The sequence below is a fragment of the Mesorhizobium sp. M0018 genome, from assembly GCF_040323955.1.
In the GTDB taxonomy this organism is placed as follows: domain Bacteria; phylum Pseudomonadota; class Alphaproteobacteria; order Rhizobiales; family Rhizobiaceae; genus Mesorhizobium.
Map to the genome: position 1 here is coordinate 1 of NZ_JAMYVL010000024.1, position 17,534 is coordinate 17,534.

18 protein-coding genes are annotated in these 17,534 nt (G+C 64.1%); 14 read left to right on the plus strand and 4 right to left on the minus strand.

Annotation, left to right across the window (positions count from 1 at the left end):
* Window positions 1–161 precede the first annotated feature (161 nt).
* From NKJ81_RS26365 to NKJ81_RS26380, 4 genes are read right to left on the minus strand one after another with little or no spacing between them, the layout of a single operon-like run.
* On the minus strand, window positions 162–1,202 hold the full coding sequence (locus NKJ81_RS26365; RefSeq protein ID WP_352502038.1) for a heme-dependent oxidative N-demethylase family protein: 1,041 nt from the start codon (window positions 1,200–1,202) through the stop codon (window positions 162–164).
* Between the two features lie 9 nt (window positions 1,203–1,211).
* Window positions 1,212–2,177 (minus strand): PDR/VanB family oxidoreductase, encoded by a 966-nt coding sequence (locus NKJ81_RS26370; RefSeq protein WP_352542203.1) that lies wholly within the window; start codon window positions 2,175–2,177, stop codon window positions 1,212–1,214.
* A complete protein-coding gene (locus NKJ81_RS26375) occupies window positions 2,174–2,770 on the minus strand; it encodes a dimethylamine monooxygenase subunit DmmA family protein (protein ID WP_352542204.1) in 597 nt (198 codons plus the stop codon). Before NKJ81_RS26375 ends, NKJ81_RS26370 begins: the two co-directional genes overlap by 4 nt.
* A gap of 14 nt (window positions 2,771–2,784) precedes the next feature.
* Entirely contained in the window at window positions 2,785–3,918 is a 1,134-nt protein-coding gene (locus tag NKJ81_RS26380; RefSeq protein WP_352542205.1) for an aminomethyl transferase family protein, read from the minus strand.
* Window positions 3,919–4,204: 286 nt separating this feature from the next.
* On the opposite strand from NKJ81_RS26380, the gene NKJ81_RS26385 reads away from it, so the two are divergent.
* The 14 genes from NKJ81_RS26385 to NKJ81_RS26450 all read left to right on the plus strand — a co-directional run bounded on the left by NKJ81_RS26385 (window position 4,205) and on the right by NKJ81_RS26450 (window position 17,333).
* On the plus strand, window positions 4,205–4,492 hold the full coding sequence (locus tag NKJ81_RS26385; protein ID WP_352472310.1) for a hypothetical protein: 288 nt from the start codon (window positions 4,205–4,207) through the stop codon (window positions 4,490–4,492).
* A gap of 11 nt (window positions 4,493–4,503) precedes the next feature.
* A complete protein-coding gene (locus NKJ81_RS26390) occupies window positions 4,504–4,881 on the plus strand; it encodes a hypothetical protein (protein ID WP_023673992.1) in 378 nt (125 codons plus the stop codon).
* 15 nt (window positions 4,882–4,896) lie between these two features.
* The gene (locus NKJ81_RS26395) at window positions 4,897–5,058 is read left to right on the plus strand and encodes a hypothetical protein (RefSeq protein ID WP_023673991.1); all 162 of its coding nucleotides are present in this window, start codon (window positions 4,897–4,899) and stop codon (window positions 5,056–5,058) included.
* A gap of 15 nt (window positions 5,059–5,073) precedes the next feature.
* Window positions 5,074–6,474, plus strand: a complete 1,401-nt coding sequence (locus NKJ81_RS26400) for an APC family permease (RefSeq protein ID WP_352472309.1) — start codon at window positions 5,074–5,076, stop codon at window positions 6,472–6,474.
* A gap of 46 nt (window positions 6,475–6,520) precedes the next feature.
* A complete protein-coding gene (locus NKJ81_RS26405; RefSeq protein ID WP_352542206.1) occupies window positions 6,521–7,201 on the plus strand; it encodes a hypothetical protein in 681 nt (226 codons plus the stop codon).
* Window positions 7,198–7,530, plus strand: coding sequence for a hypothetical protein (locus NKJ81_RS26410; RefSeq protein ID WP_352542207.1), 333 nt, complete (start codon window positions 7,198–7,200; stop codon window positions 7,528–7,530). Before NKJ81_RS26405 ends, NKJ81_RS26410 begins: the two co-directional genes overlap by 4 nt.
* A gap of 84 nt (window positions 7,531–7,614) precedes the next feature.
* Complete coding sequence (locus NKJ81_RS26415) at window positions 7,615–8,508, plus strand: class II glutamine amidotransferase (protein WP_352542208.1); 894 nt, start codon at window positions 7,615–7,617, stop codon at window positions 8,506–8,508.
* 4 nt (window positions 8,509–8,512) lie between these two features.
* Window positions 8,513–9,247: a GltB/FmdC/FwdC-like GXGXG domain-containing protein gene (locus NKJ81_RS26420; RefSeq protein ID WP_352453795.1), complete on the plus strand. Its 735-nt coding sequence runs from the start codon at window positions 8,513–8,515 to the stop codon at window positions 9,245–9,247.
* Window positions 9,248–9,253: 6 nt separating this feature from the next.
* Window positions 9,254–10,582 carry an FMN-binding glutamate synthase family protein gene (locus tag NKJ81_RS26425; protein WP_023673984.1) on the plus strand — a complete coding sequence of 443 codons (1,329 nt, stop codon included), beginning with the start codon at window positions 9,254–9,256 and terminating at the stop codon, window positions 10,580–10,582.
* A 33-nt stretch (window positions 10,583–10,615) separates the two neighbouring features.
* The gene (gene glnT / locus NKJ81_RS26430; protein ID WP_023673983.1) at window positions 10,616–11,923 is read left to right on the plus strand and encodes a type III glutamate--ammonia ligase; all 1,308 of its coding nucleotides are present in this window, start codon (window positions 10,616–10,618) and stop codon (window positions 11,921–11,923) included.
* A gap of 36 nt (window positions 11,924–11,959) precedes the next feature.
* The gene (locus NKJ81_RS26435) at window positions 11,960–13,213 is read left to right on the plus strand and encodes a sarcosine oxidase subunit beta family protein (RefSeq protein WP_352542209.1); all 1,254 of its coding nucleotides are present in this window, start codon (window positions 11,960–11,962) and stop codon (window positions 13,211–13,213) included.
* Window positions 13,214–13,230: 17 nt separating this feature from the next.
* Window positions 13,231–13,506 carry a sarcosine oxidase subunit delta gene (locus NKJ81_RS26440; RefSeq protein ID WP_352542210.1) on the plus strand — a complete coding sequence of 92 codons (276 nt, stop codon included), beginning with the start codon at window positions 13,231–13,233 and terminating at the stop codon, window positions 13,504–13,506.
* Between the two features lie 223 nt (window positions 13,507–13,729).
* A complete protein-coding gene (locus tag NKJ81_RS26445) occupies window positions 13,730–16,711 on the plus strand; it encodes a sarcosine oxidase subunit alpha (RefSeq protein WP_352542211.1) in 2,982 nt (993 codons plus the stop codon).
* Window positions 16,704–17,333 (plus strand): sarcosine oxidase subunit gamma, encoded by a 630-nt coding sequence (locus NKJ81_RS26450; protein WP_352542212.1) that lies wholly within the window; start codon window positions 16,704–16,706, stop codon window positions 17,331–17,333. Before NKJ81_RS26445 ends, NKJ81_RS26450 begins: the two co-directional genes overlap by 8 nt.
* Window positions 17,334–17,534: the final 201 nt, after the last annotated feature.

Below are 17,534 nucleotides of genomic sequence, written 5' to 3' on the forward strand. Positions count from 1 at the left end.
ATCAGAAAATCCAAACCATCGACCTCAACCTCGTCGAGAGATAGCATGGAGCACTGTTCGCGATGTCCTCGCACACCTGTTCGCGATGTCTCCGGTCCAAACACCCCCCTTGGGGGGAGATTGGCAGCTTGACGGGCAGCGCGAACCTCGCAAACAGAACCTCAATCCGGCCCGAACCCCGGCGATGTCGCACTGCCGTCATCCAGCTTCGACAGCCATTCGACCAGCGTCGCGCGGTAGCGCGTCAGGCCTTTGTAGTTGGCGAGTTCGTCGGGAAGGTCGCGGATGACGCGGTGCAGGCGCCTTGCCCATTTCGGCTGCGTCACCAGCTCGTCCATCTTGATCAGGTAGCAGCGGATCGGGAAGACGATCGCATTCGAGCGCGGCAGCCGCCAGAAGCTCTGCAGCTCGACGCGCAGATGGACCTTGTCGCCGACGTTTTTGGGCGTCACCGTGGTCCGGTCCGGACCCCATTTGTGATAATTTTCCGGGCTGGTATCGAGGCGAGGATTGATTGTCATCGTCCAGTTCAGCCGGCGCGCCGGCTTGCCCTGCTGGATGTTGGTGAGGAATTTCAGCGCCCGGACGAAGATGCCCTTCTCATGCGCCAGCGGCACCGGCGCGTGCCATTCGAAGAAGTTCATGCCGATGTCGAAATCGAGCGACCAGTCGGCCTGGGTGGTGACCATGCCGGCATCCATCCACAGATTGCCGTCGCGCTGGTCGAGAATGCAGAAATCGCCCTGGCTCTGGCGGGTGATGTATTCCATCGGCCCATAGGGCAGCGTCGAGACGTCGCCGAATGTGAAGCTGTCGTCGATGCCGAGCGGCCGGTTGATCCAGCGCCAGCGGTCGCCATGGCGCGTCAGCGTGAAATGCTCGGGATAGCCCAGCGCCTGCTGCTCCATCAAAAGCTCGAGCAGATCCCAGCCGGCCAGCGTCATGTGCGGCAGCGACTGGCAGCGCAGCGGATCCTCGGCCAGCACCAAAGCGCGGTCCTGCATCTCGGCGACATAGTGCTCGTCGACGTCGATCAAATTCTCCAGCACGCTGCCCTTCGGCCCGACGACATGCGGCTCGATGTTGACGGCATACATGTAGCTGTCTTCATGGAACGGGAACGGGAACCGCCTGATGTGCTCGGGGCTGTTCCTGAACGTGAAGTCGTCGCGGAAGGTTTCCTTACGAAAGGTGATGCCCAAGCTCGCCTCCTATCTTTCCAGCACCAGCGACCTGCCCTCGAAGCGCGAGACGCAGGGCATGATCTTGCAGCCCGAACGGTGGTCTTCCTCGCTCAGCCAGTGGTCGTTGTGGATGAATTTGCCGTCATGCGAAATGACGTTGGTCTCGCACTGGCCGCAGACGCCGCCGCGGCAGAGATAGGGCGGATCGACCCCGGCCGCCTCGATCGCCTCGAGCAGGCTCTGCTGCTCGTCGACACGGATGATCTTGCCGCTGAGCGCCAGCGTCACGTCGAAGGGCGCGCCGGGCTGCGGTGCCGCGAAATGCTCGAAATGCACGGTCTCGGCAGGCCAGCCTAAGGCAGCCGCGCGATCGCGCACCCAGTCGATCATGCCGGACGGGCCGCAGACATAGAGATGCGTGCCGAGCGGCTGCGACGACAGCAGCCGGTCGAGATCGACGCGCTCGTCGCGGTCATCGTGATAGAGCCTGACCCGGCGATCGTAGCGCTCTCTCAGCAGGTCGGCATAGGTGCCGAGCGAGGCGGTGCGGCAGGTGTAGTGCAATTCGAAATTGCCGCCTTCCGCCGCCAGCTGCGCGGTCTGCGCCATGAACGGGGTGATGCCGATGCCACCGGCCAGCATCAGATGCTTCCTGGCGCGCAGATCGAGCGAGAACAGGTTGACGGGGTAGCTGACCACCATCTCCGTGCCCGGCCTGACCTGCCTGTGCATGAACAGCGAGCCGCCGCGGCCGGCGTCGTCGCGGCGCACCGAGATGGTGTATTCGCTGGTGTCGAGCGGCGAGCCCATTAGCGAATAGGGATTGAGCCTGGTGCGTTCGCCATCGCGCATCTCGACGACGACATGGGCGCCGCCGGAGAAGGTCGGCAAAAGCTCGCCGTCGCGCCGGCGGAAATGAAAGCGCGTCACCAGCTCGTTGACCGGGACGACATCGCTGACGACGACATCGAGTTTGGTGGTGCCGGTGCTCATCGAAAGACCTCCTCGATCGGAGGAATTTCGCTGCGGTCCTCGGCGTTGATGCAGACGCCCTGGAAGGCGGCGAGGCGCCGCGAATAGTGATCGCGCACCAGAAGCAAGAGGCCGCAATGCGAACAGGTTGCCGGCTGCGTCGTCACGTTCTCGGTGATGCCCTTGCAGTGGACGCACTGCATGCGGCGCGCCAGCGAGCCGCGATGCTCGGTCTGAACCGAGGTGTGGTCGATGCCGGCTTCCAGCGCCGCCTGCATGGCCTGGCCGATCAGCCCCTCGGTGCCGGCAAGATAGAGCCTGAGTCCCATATGCGCGTTGGCCAGCGTCTGCTTCAGCCGCGGCAGGGCGCTGGCAAAGGAATGGCCGAGGTAGAACTGTGCCGGCTTCAGGGCTTCGAGCGCATCGGCGTATTTGCCGTCGCGGCCGGGAATGAAGATGATGTGGGCGCCACCGAAGAAATCCGCCGGTGCCTTGGCGGCCAGATCGGCAATCGCCAGCGCTCCCTCTGCATCCGCTATGAAAAGATGATGCTTGCCAGGCTGCGGAGACAGGGTCCCATAGACCGGGCGACTGATGATGCTTTTCGCTGCCATACCCGCAGTATGCCTCAGCCTTTCGCCGTGCGCTTGGTCTTCTTCGGATCATCGAAAGGAAGCGGCTCGGCGGTTGCGCTGATGGTGCCGCTCTTGTTGCGGATCTCGAGCCTGGTGCCCTGCACCGCGCAGTCGACGTCGAGTCGGGCAATGCCCATCGATTTTTTGACCAGCGGCGAATACATGGCGCAGGTCACCACGCCGACCTTTTTGCCGTCGCGATAGACCGGCGCGCCCTCGTCGGCCGGCTCCTTGCCTTCGAGCAGCACGCCGAAGATCTTGAAGCGCTCCTTGCCCTTGAGGCGGTAGTGCTCCTCGGCACCGCGAAAGCCCGTCTTGCCGGGGCTGACGGTGAAGTCGAGACCAAGCTCCCACAGTGTGTCGCCGGGGCCTTCGTTCTCGAACGGGTATTTCTGCGAATTGTCGTAGGGGTAAAACAGCAGGTAGCTCTCGACGCGCAGCATGTCGAGCGTGGTGAAGCGGCACGGGATGATGCCGGCACTCTTGCCCTCGTCGAGGATCCTGTCCCAGATCGTTCCGGCGTCCTGGCCACGGCAGAAGATCTCGTAGCCGCGCTCGCCGGTGTAGCCGGTGCGCGAGATCATCACCGGAAAGCCGAACAACTGGGTCTGCATGTGGTGGAAATAATTGAGGTCGCGAATGCCGGGCACATGCTTTGCCAGATAATCGACGGCGGTCGGGCCTTGCAGCGAAAGATCGTGCAGATTGTCGTCGAAGCGCAGCGACACGTCGCGACCGACGGAAGCGCGCTGCAACTCTTCATGGCCGGTGCCCGAGCCATGCACGACCATCCAGGAATTCGGGCCGGTGCGGTAGAGGATGCAGTCGTCGGTGAACTTGCCGGCCTCGTTGAGCATGCAGGCATAGGCCGACTTGCCGGGATAGATCTTTTCGACGTCGCGCGTCGTCGCCAGGTCGATCAGGTGCGAGGCGTGCGGCCCGGTGATGTGGACCTTCTTCAAGCCGGACACGTCCATCAGGCCGGCCTTGGTGCGGATGGCGATATACTCTTCGTCGGCGTCCTTGTCGTAGGTCCAGGCGGTGCCCATGCCGCTCCAGTCCTCGAGCTTCGAGCCGAGCGCGCGATGGCGGTCCGCAAGCGTCGAAAATCTCCAGGATGCCGTCATCCGCTGTCCTCCGTTCGAAAGAAACTTTTTTGCTTTCCCCTGCTCCCTGCACACAGGCGGGAGCGTTGGCTTGAATATTGATCGCAAACGCCGGGAGCCTGCAATACCCGTAAGCAAATAATTTCATTGTCAGGCAAATCCGGCGCGCCCAAACAAACGGTTAACGTCGCGTAAAATCGTCTTGACAATTCCACAATTCGGCCGGATTTTATGAAAAAAATTTCACTCTCTTGAAAGAGGGCAATGACCGGCCAATCTGGACCGGCGTTGAAAAAGGGGAAAGCCGATGTCCGACCTGCAACAGCGCGTGGAAGCGTTGTACCGTTCCGACGTGCGTGGATCCGTGCTCCTGATCGTCTGCCTGTGGGCGACGATCCTCTTTGTCCTGTTCATGACATGGCCATACGTCCCCGACGCCGGCATCAAGCTCGTCGTCGCGGTCGCCGCCGCCGCGGTGCTGATCTTCAACACGGCCGCCATCCTGGCGATGGTCAACCACTACAAGGAAGACAAGGACTTCATCTACGGCCTCGACATCAAGAACGCCGACGCCTACCGCAACCGCAAGTCCTGAGGGGGAGACGCATGGCCCGCTATACACCGCCCGAACAGAGCAAGGCCGGACAGGTTTTCGATATCGCCGTCGTCGTGGTCGCGATTTTCGTTGCGCTGTGGCTGCCGCTGAAACTAGGTCTGGCAGGGGCGGCAAAATCCATCGACGCGCTCGACGCCAAGACGTGGGAAGCGCTCGGCCAGAACCCGACCATGGCCTCGATCTGGGAAAAGCTCGGCTACACGCCGGAAACCGCGCACGACATCATCCAGAACCGGTTCCACTACATCATCGACTGGCCGACGCTGATCATCATGGCGGCGGTGCTGATCGGCTATTTCATCTTTCTGTTCCGCGCATCGGACCGCGAATACCGCGACGTCATCGACGAAAAGTTCGGCGACAAATAGATAGGAAGCATCGTCATGTGGGTGGCACTCTCTTACGCATGCTGGGGCATCTCGATCGTGCTCGCGCTGTGGATGCTCTACGACTGGTTCAAGATCGACACGACCTATTCCGAAGAGATGCTGACCTCGTCCAGGGAAGGCGAACTTGAAGCCGTGTCCGAAAAACACCGGATCTGAGTGGGGGATTGAGCGATGACGATCACGGCTGAACCAGCGGTGCAAGTGCAGGGCGACAGGGTTTCACTGCTCAGGGTGCTTGGCCCCGCCCATGTATGGGCGCTCGGCGTCGGCATCGTTCTGGTCGGCGAATTCACCGGCTGGAATTTCGCGGCGGACAAGGGCGGCGCGCTGGCGGCGCTGATCGTCTGCTGGATCGTCGGCCTGCTCTACACCTCGGTCGCGATGATCGATTCCGAAGTTACCTCGACGGTTGCCGCCGCCGGCGGCCAATATGCGCAGGCCAAGCACATTGTCGGGCCGCTGATGGCCTTCAACGTCGCGCTGTTCCTGGTCTTTGCCTACACCATGCTCGAAGTGTCGGACGCGATCCTGCTCGGCGACACCATCGTCGCCAAGGCCGGCGTCGAGGGCCTCAACCACAATTCCTTCATCGCCGCGACAATCGTCGTGCTGGCATGGCTGAACTATCGCGGCGTGCTGATGACGCTCAACGTCAACTTCGTCATCACCGCCATCGCCTATGTCTCGATCGTCATCCTGTTCTTCTCGGTCAGCCCGTGGACGCAAGGCGCCGTGCTCAAGCTCAACGAGTTGGTGACCCCGGGCAACGCCCTGCCCTACGGCTGGATCGGCGTCATCGCCGCCTTCCAGTTCGGCATCTGGTATTATCTCGGCATCGAGGGCACCACGCAGGCCGCCGAGGAAGTGCGCTCGCCGGCGCGCTCGCTGCCCTACGGCACGATGGCCGGTATGATCACGCTTCTGATCGCCGCCGCCATGACCTGGTATGTCTGCGCCTCGATGATGCCCTGGGAATATCTCGGCATCACCTATTATCCGCTGTGGGATGCAGGCAAACTGACCGGCAGTGCGCTGCTGGAGAACCTGTTGTTCATCGCGACGCTGCTTGCCGCGCTCGCCTCCGCCAATGGCTGCATCAACGACGCCGCGCGCGCCTGGTTTTCGCTCGGCCGCGACCGCTATCTGCCGACCTGGTTCTCGGCGGTGCATCCGAAATACCGCACGCCCTATCGCTCGATCCTGTTTCTGCTGCCGATCGCGCTCGCCTTCGCCTTCATCGCCGACCTCAACCAGGCGATCACCTTCTCGATCCTGTCGGGCGTGCTGCAATACACTTTCATGAGCATCAACATCATCATGTTCAGGAAAAAGTGGCCGCTCGGCTCGATCCGCCGCGGCTACACCCATCCGTTCCATCCGCTGCCGGCGATCGTCTTGTTCTGCCTTTGCGTCGTCACCTTCTTTGCGATCTTCCTCGGCTTCGGCTCGCAGCTGATCGCCATGGTCGCCTTCTACTTCCTGATCTCGCTGTGGTTCCACTTCTACCGCTACAAATTCGTGCGCCGTGGCGCCCAGTTCACCATGCCGTGGCCGAAGCCGCAGGGCTACTGACGGCGCGCCCGGTCTGGGCGGGCATTTGCGTGACGAGGTGCGTTAGGTGATCTCAGCATTGCTCGCCGGGGCGGTTGCCCTGGCTCTCGTCCTCCATATAGCCTGGCTTGCGCGGGCCAGCCGCGCCAAGGCTTCGACCGGGCTTGCCGCCGACGAAGCCGGCGTCCGCGTCGTCGTCCCCGACGCGGCCAACGTCTCGGACGGCACTGCCGGCGTCGTCACCTTCGCCGGCTCGTGGAACGGCCGGCGGGTGCAGGTGCGGACCATCGTCGACACGCTGGCGATCAGGAAGCTGCCGGCGCGCTGGCTTAGCGTTTCGATCACCGAAAAGGTCGCGATACCAGGCACTTTCGATATGATGATGCGGCCGGGATCGCCGACGACTTTTTCCAATTTCGATCATCTCGTCCACCCGCTGCCGAAGGCGGCGGGGTTTCCGGCCGAGGCGGTGCTGCGGAGCGACCGCAAGGGCGTGCGCTTCCCCGAAGCCATCATCGCCGGCCACCTCGATGTCTTTGCCGAGGAGCGCGCCAAGGAATTGCTGATCACGCCGAACGGCGTGCGCATCGTCTGGCTGCTGGCCGAGGCCGAGCGGGCGCGCTACGGCGTATTCCGGCAAGCCGAATTCGGCACGGTCAGGCTCGATCCGGTGCTGATCGAGAGGCTGCTGTCGTCGGCTTCGGCGCTGCGCGATGCCATCAATCAAAGCGAACGGCAAGCGGCATGACCAGCCAGATCACCACCTCCCCCGCACCACCGAGCCCCTATCTGGTTCTGGGCGCTGCGATCGTTTTGCCGGCGAGCGGGCATGTCGTGCTCGGCGTGCCGGTGCGCGGCCTACAATTCCTGTTCTTCATGGTGATCCTCGCCTGGGTCACCGCCAAGATCGCGCCGCCCGACGCCAGCTTCGTCGGACGCCATGCCGGCGGCTTCCTGATCTATGCCCTGTCGATCCTGGATGCCTACAAGATCGCCCGCATCCGCTATGCCAAATGGGTTCACAATGGCGGCCAGCGCAGCGATAGTGCGGCCGGCGGCGCCTCAGCCGATATATAACGACAGGAAAATTTTTTTCATACCAATTGAATTCCCGGGACTCATTCGATACATCTCGGAGGGAACAAACTCGCGGAGGCTGACATGTGCGGAATCGTCGGACTGTTTTTGAAGGACAAGTCGCTCGAGCCCCAGCTTGGCGCGATGCTGTCGGAGATGCTGATCTCGCTCAGCGATCGCGGTCCCGACAGCGCCGGCATCGCCATCTATGGCGCGCCCTCCAATGAAGCCAAGATCACCATCCAGTCGGCCAAGCCGGAGCGCGATTTCCGCAGCCTCGACGCCGAACTCGCCAAGGCAATCGGCGCGCCGGTGAGCATTGCTGCGAAGTCGACGCATGCCGTGGTCCGGACGACGCCTGCCAAGATCGACGAAGCACGCGAGACGATCCAGGCGCTGCGCCCCGACATCCGCATCATGGGCGCCGGCGACGTCGTCGAAATCTACAAGGAAGTCGGCTTGCCCGAAGCGGTCGTCGACCGTTTCGGCGTCCGCGAGATGACCGGCACGCACGGCATCGGCCATACCCGCATGGCGACCGAATCGGCGGTGACGACGATGGGCGCGCATCCGTTCTCGACCGGCGCCGACCAGTGCCTGGTCCATAATGGCTCGCTGTCCAACCACAACAATGTCCGCCGCGAGCTGATCCGCGAAGGCATGACATTCGAGACCGAGAACGACACCGAGGTCGCTGCCGCCTATCTCTCCTCGCAGATGGCGCATGGCAAGAACCTCGGCGAGGCGCTGGAAGGCACGCTGAGTGATCTCGACGGGTTTTTCACCTTCGTCGTCGGCACCAAGAACGGCTTCGGCGTGGTGCGCGACCCGATCGCCTGCAAGCCCGCCGTAATGGCCGAAACCGACCAGTATGTCGCCTTCGGCTCGGAATATCGTGCGCTCACCAAACTGCCCGGCATAGACAATGCGAAGGTCTGGGAACCCGAGCCCGCAACCGTCTATTTTTGGGAGCATTGAACCAATGCCGGCAATTAACCTCTCCAAGGCGGCTCGCGAGCCGGGCCATGCATCACGGGTCTTCGATCTGGCCGAAATGTCGCTGCGCGAGCTCAACCAAGCGCTGCACGATCTGGCGCCCGGTTCGAACGAGACCGCCTGGGAGGTGCTCCACCCGCGAGGCAGCCATTCGGTCGCCGTCGGCGTCGACCAGCCGGTCGCCATCGATGTGCGCGGCAGCGTCGGCTATTATTGCGGCGGCATGAACGACGGCGGCACCATCACCGTGCATGGCTCGGCCGGGCCCGGCGTCGGCGAGAACATGATGTCCGGCCAGATCGTCGTCAAAGGCGATGCCAGCCAGTATGCCGGCGCCACCGGCCGGGGCGGGTTGCTCGTCATCGAAGGCAACGCGTCGTCGCGCTGCGGCATCTCGATGAAAGGCATCGACATCGTCGTCCATGGTAATATCGGCCACATGTCGGCCTTCATGGCGCAGTCCGGCAACCTCGTGGTGCTGGGCGACGCCGGCGATGCGCTCGGCGATTCCATCTACGAGGCGCGGCTTTTCGTGCGCGGCAAGGTCGAAAGCCTCGGCGCCGACTGCATCGCCAAGGAGATGCGGCCCGAGCATCTCGAATTGCTGCAAGGCTTGCTCGACCGCGCCGGTGTGACCGGCGTCAAGGCGGCGGAGTTCAAGCGTTATGGCTCGGCTCGTACCCTCTACAATTTCAATATCGACAACGCCGACGCGTATTGAGGCTCAATGACCTATCGCAACCCGCCGACGACGCCGCGCAAATCCGCGACCTTCGACGACTACACGCTTTCCGAGATCCGCCGCGCCGCGGCGACCGGCATCTATGACATCCGCGGCGCCGGCGCTAAGCGCAAGCTGCCGCATTTCGACGACCTTCTGTTCCTCGGTGCCTCGATCTCGCGCTACCCGCTCGAAGGCTATCGCGAGCGCTGCGACACCAGCGTCGTGCTCGGCTCGCGCTATGCGAAAAAACCGATCGAACTGAAAATCCCGATCACTATTGCCGGCATGAGCTTCGGCTCGCTGTCCGGCCCGGCGAAGGAAGCGCTTGGCCGCGGCGCGACGCTGTCCGGCACCTCGACGACGACCGGCGACGGCGGCATGACCGAGGAAGAGCGCGGCCATTCGAAGACGCTGGTCTACCAGTATCTGCCGTCACGCTACGGCATGAACCCGCGCGACCTGCGCCGCGCCGACGCGATCGAAGTGGTCGTCGGCCAGGGCGCCAAGCCAGGCGGCGGCGGCATGCTGCTCGGCCAGAAGATCTCCGACCGCGTCGCCGAAATGCGCACGCTGCCGAAAGGCATCGACCAGCGCTCGGCCTCGCGCCACCCCGACTGGACCGGGCCGGACGACCTCGAGATCAAGATCCTCGAACTGCGCGAGATCACCGACTGGGAAAAGCCGATCTACGTCAAGGTCGGCGGCGCGCGGCCCTATTACGACACCGCGCTTGCGGTGAAATCGGGCGCCGATGTCGTCGTCGTCGACGGCATGCAGGGCGGCACTGCGGCGACCCAGGAAGTGTTCATTGAAAATGTCGGCCAGCCTACGCTTGCCTGCATCAGGCCGGCCGTGCAGGCGCTGCAGGACCTCGGCATGCACCGCAAGGTGCAGCTGATCGTCTCCGGCGGTATCCGCAACGGCGCCGACGTCGCCAAGGCGCTGGCGCTCGGCGTCGATGCGGTGTCGATCGGCACGGCAGCGCTTGTCGCGCTCGGCGACAACGACCCGCGCTGGGAGGCGGAATACAACGAGCTCGGCACCACCGCCGGCGCCTATGACGACTGGCATGAGGGTCGCGACCCGGCCGGCATCACCACGCAGGATCCCGAGCTAATGAAACGGGTCGATCCGATCGCGGCCGGCCGACGGCTGGCGAATTATCTTAAGGTGATGACACTTGAGGCTCAGACAATCGCCCGCGCCTGCGGCAAAAACAGCCTGCACAATCTCGAGCCCGAGGATCTTGTGGCCTTGACGATCGAAGCCGCCGCCATGGCCGGCGTGCCGCTGGCCGGCACCAACTGGATACCGGGCAAGAACGGCTTCTAAGACAAACCAAATGCCAGTAAGCGAGGAACTATAATGGGGAACGATCTCGCCGCCTTCGCCAAGGAAAAGGGCGTCAAATATTTCATGATATCCTACACCGACCTGTTCGGTGGACAACGCGCCAAGCTGGTGCCGGCGCAGGCGATCGCCGACATGCAGCGGGACGGTGCCGGCTTTGCCGGCTTTGCCACCTGGCTCGATCTGACGCCGGCGCATCCCGACATGCTGGCGGTGCCGGATCCGGCCTCGGTGATCCAGTTGCCTTGGAAGCCGGAGGTCGCCTGGGTCGCCGCCAACTGCATCATGGACGACAAATCGGTCGAGCAGGCGCCGCGCAACACGCTGAAGCGGTTGATCGCGGAGGCTGCTGGCGACGGCATGCACATCAAGACCGGCGTCGAGGCCGAATTCTTCCTGATCTCGCCGGATGGCAAGACGATTTCCGACGAATATGACACGGCGTCGAAGCCCTGCTACGACCAGCAGGCGGTGATGCGCCGCTACGACGTGATCGCCGAGATCTGCGACCACATGCTGGCGCTCGGCTGGGGCGCCTACCAGAACGACCACGAGGACGCCAACGGCCAGTTCGAGATGAACTGGGCCTTCGACGATGCGCTGGCGACCGCCGACAAGCATTCCTTCTTCAAATTCATGGTGAAATCGGTCGCCGAAAAGCACGGCCTGCGCGCAACCTTCATGCCTAAACCCTTCCAGGGCCTGACCGGCAATGGCTGCCATGCGCATATCTCGGTGTGGGACAAAGACGGCAAGACCAATGTCTTTGCCGACAATGCGATGGAGCTCGGCCTGTCGGCCAAGGGCAGGAATTTCCTCGGCGGCATTATGAAACATGCGTCCGCGCTTGCCGCCATCACCAACCCGACGGTCAATTCCTACAAGCGCATCAACGCACCGCGCACCATCTCCGGCGCCACCTGGGCGCCGAACACGGTGACCTGGACCGGCAACAACCGCACCCACATGGTGCGCGTGCCCGGCCCCGGCCGCTTCGAGCTGCGCCTGCCGGACGGCGCGGCAAACCCGTATCTGCTGCAGGCGGTGATCATCGCCGCCGGCCTTGACGGCGTCCGCTCGAAGGCCGACCCCGGCCGGCGCTACGATATCGACATGTACCAGTTCGGCCATACGGTCGAGGGCGCGCCGAAGCTGCCGCTCAACCTGCTCGACGCGTTGCGCGAGTTTGACAACGACAAATCGCTCAAGGCGGCGCTGGGTGAGGAATTCTCGTCGGCCTATCTAAAGCTCAAGCAGCAGGAATGGAATTCCTATGCTTCCCACTTCACCCAGTGGGAGCGCGACCACACGCTCGACATCTGATCCGGAATTGTTGCACGCCCGGCGCGAAACAGGTTCATGAAATACTCGATCTTCTCCCTCGCCCGGGCGGCATTTTCCGGCCATAAGAACTGGCAGCGCACCTGGCGCGACGCCAGCCCGAAGAGCCACTACGACGTGGTGATCATCGGCGGCGGCGGCCATGGCCTGGCGACGGCATGGTTCCTCGCCAGCGAATACGGCATCAGGAATGTCGCCGTGCTGGAAAAAGGCTGGATCGGCTCCGGCAATGCCGGCCGCAACACAACCATCATCCGCTCCAATTACGGGCTGCCCGGCAATACCGGCTTCTACGAGCTGTCGATGAAGCTGTGGGAGCGGATGGAGCAGGACCTCAACTACAACACCATGGTCAGCCAGCGCGGTGTCATCAACCTCTACCATTCCGACGCGCAGCGCGATGCCTATGCGCGGCGCGGCAACACCATGCGCATCAACGGCATCGATGCCGAACTGCTCGATCTGACGGCGGTCAGGAAGATGATGCCGTTCCTGAACTTCGACAACGCACGTTTCCCGGTGCAGGGCGGGCTTTTGCAGCGGCGCGGCGGCACGGCGCGGCACGACGCCGTGGTCTGGGGCTATGCGCATGCGGCGAGCGCGCTCGGCGTCGACATCATCCAGAACTGCGAGGTGACCGGTTTTGTCCGCGATGGCAGCGGCAAGGTGACCGGCGTCGAGACGAGCCGCGGCAGGATCGGCGCGGCCAAGGTCGGCATGGCGGTCGCCGGCTCCTCGTCGCGCGTCGCGGCGATGGCCGGCATGCGGCTGCCGATCGAAAGCCATGTGCTGCAGGCCTTCGTCTCCGAGGCGATCAAGCCGCTGATCCCCAACGTCATGACGTTCGGCGCCGGGCATTTCTACGTCAGCCAGTCCGACAAGGGCGGCCTGGTCTTCGGCGGCGACATAGACGGTTACAATTCCTATGCCCAGCGCGGCAATCTGCCTGTCATGGAAGACGTGTGCGAGGGCGGAATGGCGCTGATGCCGATGATCGGCCGGATACGGCTGCTGCGTCAGTGGGGCGGCATCATGGACATGTCGATGGACGGCTCGCCGATCATCGACAAAACACCGGTCAACGGGCTCTATCTCAACGCCGGCTGGTGCTATGGCGGCTTCAAGGCGACGCCCGGCTCCGGCCTGGTCTTTGCCCATCTGCTGGCGCGCGACGAGCCGCACAAGGAGGCTGCCCGCTTTCGTCTCGACCGCTTCCGGCGAGGTGCGATGATCGACGAAAAGGGCCAAGGCGCCCAACCGAACCTGCATTAAAGGCTGGCTGAAGAAGCATGCGCATTGTCTGTCCCTTCTGCGGCGAACGCGAACTCGGGGAGTTCACCTATCTGGGCGACGCCAAGCCGGTGCGTCCGGCGGCCGGCGCCACCGACGACGAGGTCTTCGACTACGTCTATCTGCGCGACAACATCGCCGGGCCGATGAGCGAATACTGGTACCATGGCGGCGGCTGCCGGGCCTGGCTGAAGGTCGCCCGCAACACGCTGACGCACGAGATTTCGGCGGTCGAACCGGCTGCAGGCGTTGGTGCAAGGCAGGCTGCAAGATGAATTCTGTCCAGGTTAGCGCCGCCCCTCACCTGCCTGCCGGCCTCCTCTCCCCGTATAGAGACGGGGAGAGGGGCGCCGCCATCGATTGTTTCGCCAATCATCGACGTTCCCTGAAAGGCGCCGAGGTTGCGGCCAGCCCCCTTCTCCCCGTCCCTATACGGGGAGAAGTGCCCGGCAGGGTGATGAGGGGCAGCGCGGCGCTCCTGCTTAAGGGCCAGCAAACGTGACCTCCAGCCAGCCCTATCGTCTCGTATCAGGCGGTCTCATCGATCGCGCCGCGCCGCTGGCCTTCCGCTTCGACGGCAAGAGCTTTGCCGGCTTCCAAGGCGACACGCTGGCCTCGGCGCTGATCGCCAATGGCGTCAAGCTGGTCGGCCGCTCGTTCAAATACCATCGGCCGCGCGGCATCCTGACCGCTGGTTCGGAGGAGCCCAACGCGCTGGTCGAACTGCGCAGCGGAGCGCGGCGCGAGCCGAACACCAAGGCGACCACGGCCGAACTCTATGACGGGCTCGAAGCCGCCAGCCAGAACCGCTGGCCGTCGCTGCGCCACGACCTGATGGCGGTCAACCAGCTGTTCGCGCCGATCTTCGTCGCCGGCTTCTACTACAAGACCTTCATGTGGCCGGCGAAATTCTGGGAAACGATCTACGAGCCAACGATTCGCCGCGCCGCCGGCCTCGGCCGCGCTGCAGGCGTCGCCGATCCCGACCATTACGACAAGGCGTGGGCGCATTGCGACGTGCTGATTGCCGGGTCCGGCCCGGCCGGGCTGGCTGCGGCACTGGCGGCCGGGCGCGGCGGCGCCCGCGTCATCCTGTGCGAGGAAGATTTTGCGCTTGGCGGCCGTCTGCTCGCCGACGGCGGCATGATCGACGGCGCGCCGGCGGCCGAATGGATTACGCGCACGCTGGCCGAACTCGCCGCACTGCACGATGTCCGCATCATGACCCGCACGACATTGTTCGGCGTCTATGATGGCGGCACCTATGGCGCCATCGAGCGGGTCAACGACCACCTGCCCTCGCCGCCCGAGCACCAGGTGCGCCAGCGGTTGTGGCGGATCGTGGCCAAGCGCTGCGTCGTCGCCGCCGGCGCCATCGAGCGACCGATCGTCTTTGCCGGTAACGACACGCCGGGCGTGATGATGGCTTCGGCTATGCGGACCTATGTCGCGCGCTACGCGGTTACCCCTGCCAGGAGGATCGCGCTGTTCACCAACAATGAGGATGGCTGGCGCACGGTCGAGACCGCGCTTGGCGCCGGTTTGCAGATCGCGGCGGTCGTCGATGCGCGCCCGGACGTCTCCGCCGCGCATCGAGCGCTTGCCGCCAAGGGCGGCTTTGCCGTGCTCAACGGCTCGGTCAGCGGGGTCGAAGGCGGCAAGGACGGGGTCCGGAAAATCGTGGTGGCGCTGACCGGCGGCGCACGGGCGGAAGTCGAAGCCGACGGGCTTGCCGTGTCCGGCGGCTGGAATCCGGCGGTCGGGCTGACCTCCTATCATCGCGGCCGGCCGAAATGGCAGGACGATATCGCAGCCTTCGTGCCGGATGGTGCGCCGCCCGGCATGATGGCCGTCGGCGCCGCCAACGGCGCCTTCGGGCTGGGCGACTGCCTGCGCCAGGGCTTTGCCGCGGGTGCTGCGGCAGCGCAGAGTGCTGGACGCGGCGGCAATGCCGGCACATCGCCGGTCGCCGACAGGGAGGCGTTTTCGCTGACGCCGCTTTGGTATGTGGCCGGCAAAGGGAAAGCCTTCGTCGATTACCAGCATGACGTGACCGCGTCCGACATCGAGCTGGCGCAGCGCGAAGGTTTCGAATCGGTCGAGCATCTCAAGCGCTATACGACGCTCGGCATGGCCACCGACCAGGGCAAGACCTCGAACGTCGCCGGTCTCGCCATCATGGCGGCAATCAGCGGCAAATCGATCCCCGAAACCGGCACGACGATCTACCGCCCACCCTATGTGCCGGTCGCCATCGGCGCCTTCGCCGGCCATCATCGCGACGAAGACTTCCATGCGACGAGGCTGACGCCGTCGCATCACTGGGCAGCCGAACAGGGCGCGGTGTTCGTCGACACCGGCCTGTGGAAGCGCGCGCAATGGTATCCGCGCGCCGGCGAAAAGGACTGGCTGGAATCGGTCACCCGCGAGGTCGAGGCGGTGCGCTCCGGCGTCGGCTTCTGCGATGTCTCGACGCTCGGCAAGGTCGACGTGCACGGCCCGGATGCCGGCGCCTTTCTCGACCGCGTCTACATCAACACCTTCTCCAGTCTCGCCGTCGGCAAAGCCCGCTACGGGCTGATGCTGCGCGAGGACGGCATCGTCTATGACGACGGCACGACGTCGCGGCTGGCCGAGGACCACTATTTCCTGACCACCACCACCGCCAAGGCCGGGCTGGTGATGCAGCATCTCGAATTCTGCCGGCAGGTGCTGTTCCCCGAATTCGACGTGCAGCTGACATCCGTCTCCGATCAATGGGCGCAGTTCTCGATCGCCGGGCCGAAGACCCGGGACCTGCTTCGGGAAATCGTCGATCCGGCGGAGGATTTGTCGAACGAGGGCTTTCCCTTCATGGGGGCGCGGGAAGTCGCGCTTCGCGGTGCCATCAAGGCGCGGCTGTTCCGCATCTCGTTTTCGGGCGAAATGGCGTTCGAAATTTCGGTTCCCGCCCGCTATGGCGAGGCGCTGGTGCGCAATTTGATGCTGGCCGGCAAGCCGTTCGGCGTTACGCCCTACGGTACCGAGGCGCTCGGCGTCATGCGCATCGAAAAGGGCCATGTCGCCGGCCCGGAGCTGAACGGCACGACGACCGCCGCCGACCTCGGCCTCGGCAAGATGATGTCGACCAAAAAAGATTTCATCGGCCGCGTCATGGCCGGGCGCGAGGCGCTGATTGCCCCAGACCGGCAGGTCGTCGTCGGCATCAAGCCGGTCGACAAGACGCGCCGCCTGCGCTCCGGCGCGCATATCATTCCGAAAGGCGAGACGCCCGGTCCCGGCAACGACCAGGGCTATGTCACTTCGGTCTGCTTCTCGCCCATGCTCGACCAGTGGATCGGGCTGGCGCTTGTTGAGCGTGGCCGCGAGCGCATCGGCGAGATCGTCCATGCGCATGACCCGCTGCGCGGCGAAGACTACGACGTCGAGCTGTGCAGCCCGGCCTTCTACGATCCGGATGGAGGGCGCCAGCGTGGCTGAGTTTTCCTGGATTGCCCGCAGTCCGCTGGAGAAAGCGCTCGTTGTCGGCGCCTATGGCGCGCGCGGCACGGCGGCCGGCGTATCGCTCACCGAGATCCGCAATTTCGACCTGATCCAGGTGATGGCGCGGCGCGGCAAAGCGGCAGAACTGGCGAAGGCCGCCGAAACCCGCTTCGGCGTTGCCGCCCCGGAAACGCCCAAGGCGACCCGAACTCCCGACGCTACGCTGATCTGGTCGGGACCGGATCAGTTCCTGGTCCTGTCCAATGGCGGCAAGCACGCGAGCGAACCGCTGAGCCAGACGTTTGCGCAATCCGCCTCGTTGTCCGACCAGTCGCATGCTCGCGCGCTGATCAGCGTTTCCGGAGAAAAGGCGCGCGCGATGCTGGCCAAACTGTCGTCACTAGACCTGCACCCCGCGGCGTTCCCGGCCGGCACCGCTGCGGCGACCTCGGTCGATCACACCAGCATCAATCTCTGGCGCGGCAATGACCGGCCGGACGGACAGGCGGTGTTCAATCTTCTGGTGTTCGCCACCTTCGCGGAAAGCCTGTCGCATACGATGCTGGACGCTGCCGCCGAGTATGGCGTCGAGATCAGCCACAGCGAGGAGTTGGCATAGCCTTGGCGCGTCTTTCCTTCTCCCCTTGTGGGAGAAGGTGGATCGGCGCGCAGCGCCGAGACGGATGAGGGGTGTTCCAGCGGAGTGAGAGGCTGGCGTTCCCTGGAACACCCCTCATCCGTCGCCTTCGGCGACACCTTCTCCCACAGGGGGAGAAGGTGGAGCTTGTGCCACCTTCACCTTGCCAAACCCGATCCCCCT

Coding starts and splice junctions, on each gene's coding strand:
- NKJ81_RS26400 (WP_352472309.1), top strand. CDS start 5,074: ATGACGATCACGGCTGAACCAGCGGTGCAAGTGCAGGGCGACAGGGTT.
- glnT (WP_023673983.1), top strand. CDS start 10,616: ATGGGGAACGATCTCGCCGCCTTCGCCAAGGAAAAGGGCGTCAAATAT.
- NKJ81_RS26390 (WP_023673992.1), top strand. CDS start 4,504: ATGGCCCGCTATACACCGCCCGAACAGAGCAAGGCCGGACAGGTTTTC.
- NKJ81_RS26425 (WP_023673984.1), top strand. CDS start 9,254: ATGACCTATCGCAACCCGCCGACGACGCCGCGCAAATCCGCGACCTTC.
- NKJ81_RS26375 (WP_352542204.1), bottom strand. CDS start 2,770: ATGGCAGCGAAAAGCATCATCAGTCGCCCGGTCTATGGGACCCTGTCT.
- NKJ81_RS26395 (WP_023673991.1), top strand. CDS start 4,897: ATGTGGGTGGCACTCTCTTACGCATGCTGGGGCATCTCGATCGTGCTC.
- NKJ81_RS26435 (WP_352542209.1), top strand. CDS start 11,960: ATGAAATACTCGATCTTCTCCCTCGCCCGGGCGGCATTTTCCGGCCAT.
- NKJ81_RS26380 (WP_352542205.1), bottom strand. CDS start 3,918: ATGACGGCATCCTGGAGATTTTCGACGCTTGCGGACCGCCATCGCGCG.
- NKJ81_RS26415 (WP_352542208.1), top strand. CDS start 7,615: ATGTGCGGAATCGTCGGACTGTTTTTGAAGGACAAGTCGCTCGAGCCC.
- NKJ81_RS26420 (WP_352453795.1), top strand. CDS start 8,513: ATGCCGGCAATTAACCTCTCCAAGGCGGCTCGCGAGCCGGGCCATGCA.
- NKJ81_RS26385 (WP_352472310.1), top strand. CDS start 4,205: ATGTCCGACCTGCAACAGCGCGTGGAAGCGTTGTACCGTTCCGACGTG.
- NKJ81_RS26440 (WP_352542210.1), top strand. CDS start 13,231: ATGCGCATTGTCTGTCCCTTCTGCGGCGAACGCGAACTCGGGGAGTTC.
- NKJ81_RS26410 (WP_352542207.1), top strand. CDS start 7,198: ATGACCAGCCAGATCACCACCTCCCCCGCACCACCGAGCCCCTATCTG.
- NKJ81_RS26370 (WP_352542203.1), bottom strand. CDS start 2,177: ATGAGCACCGGCACCACCAAACTCGATGTCGTCGTCAGCGATGTCGTC.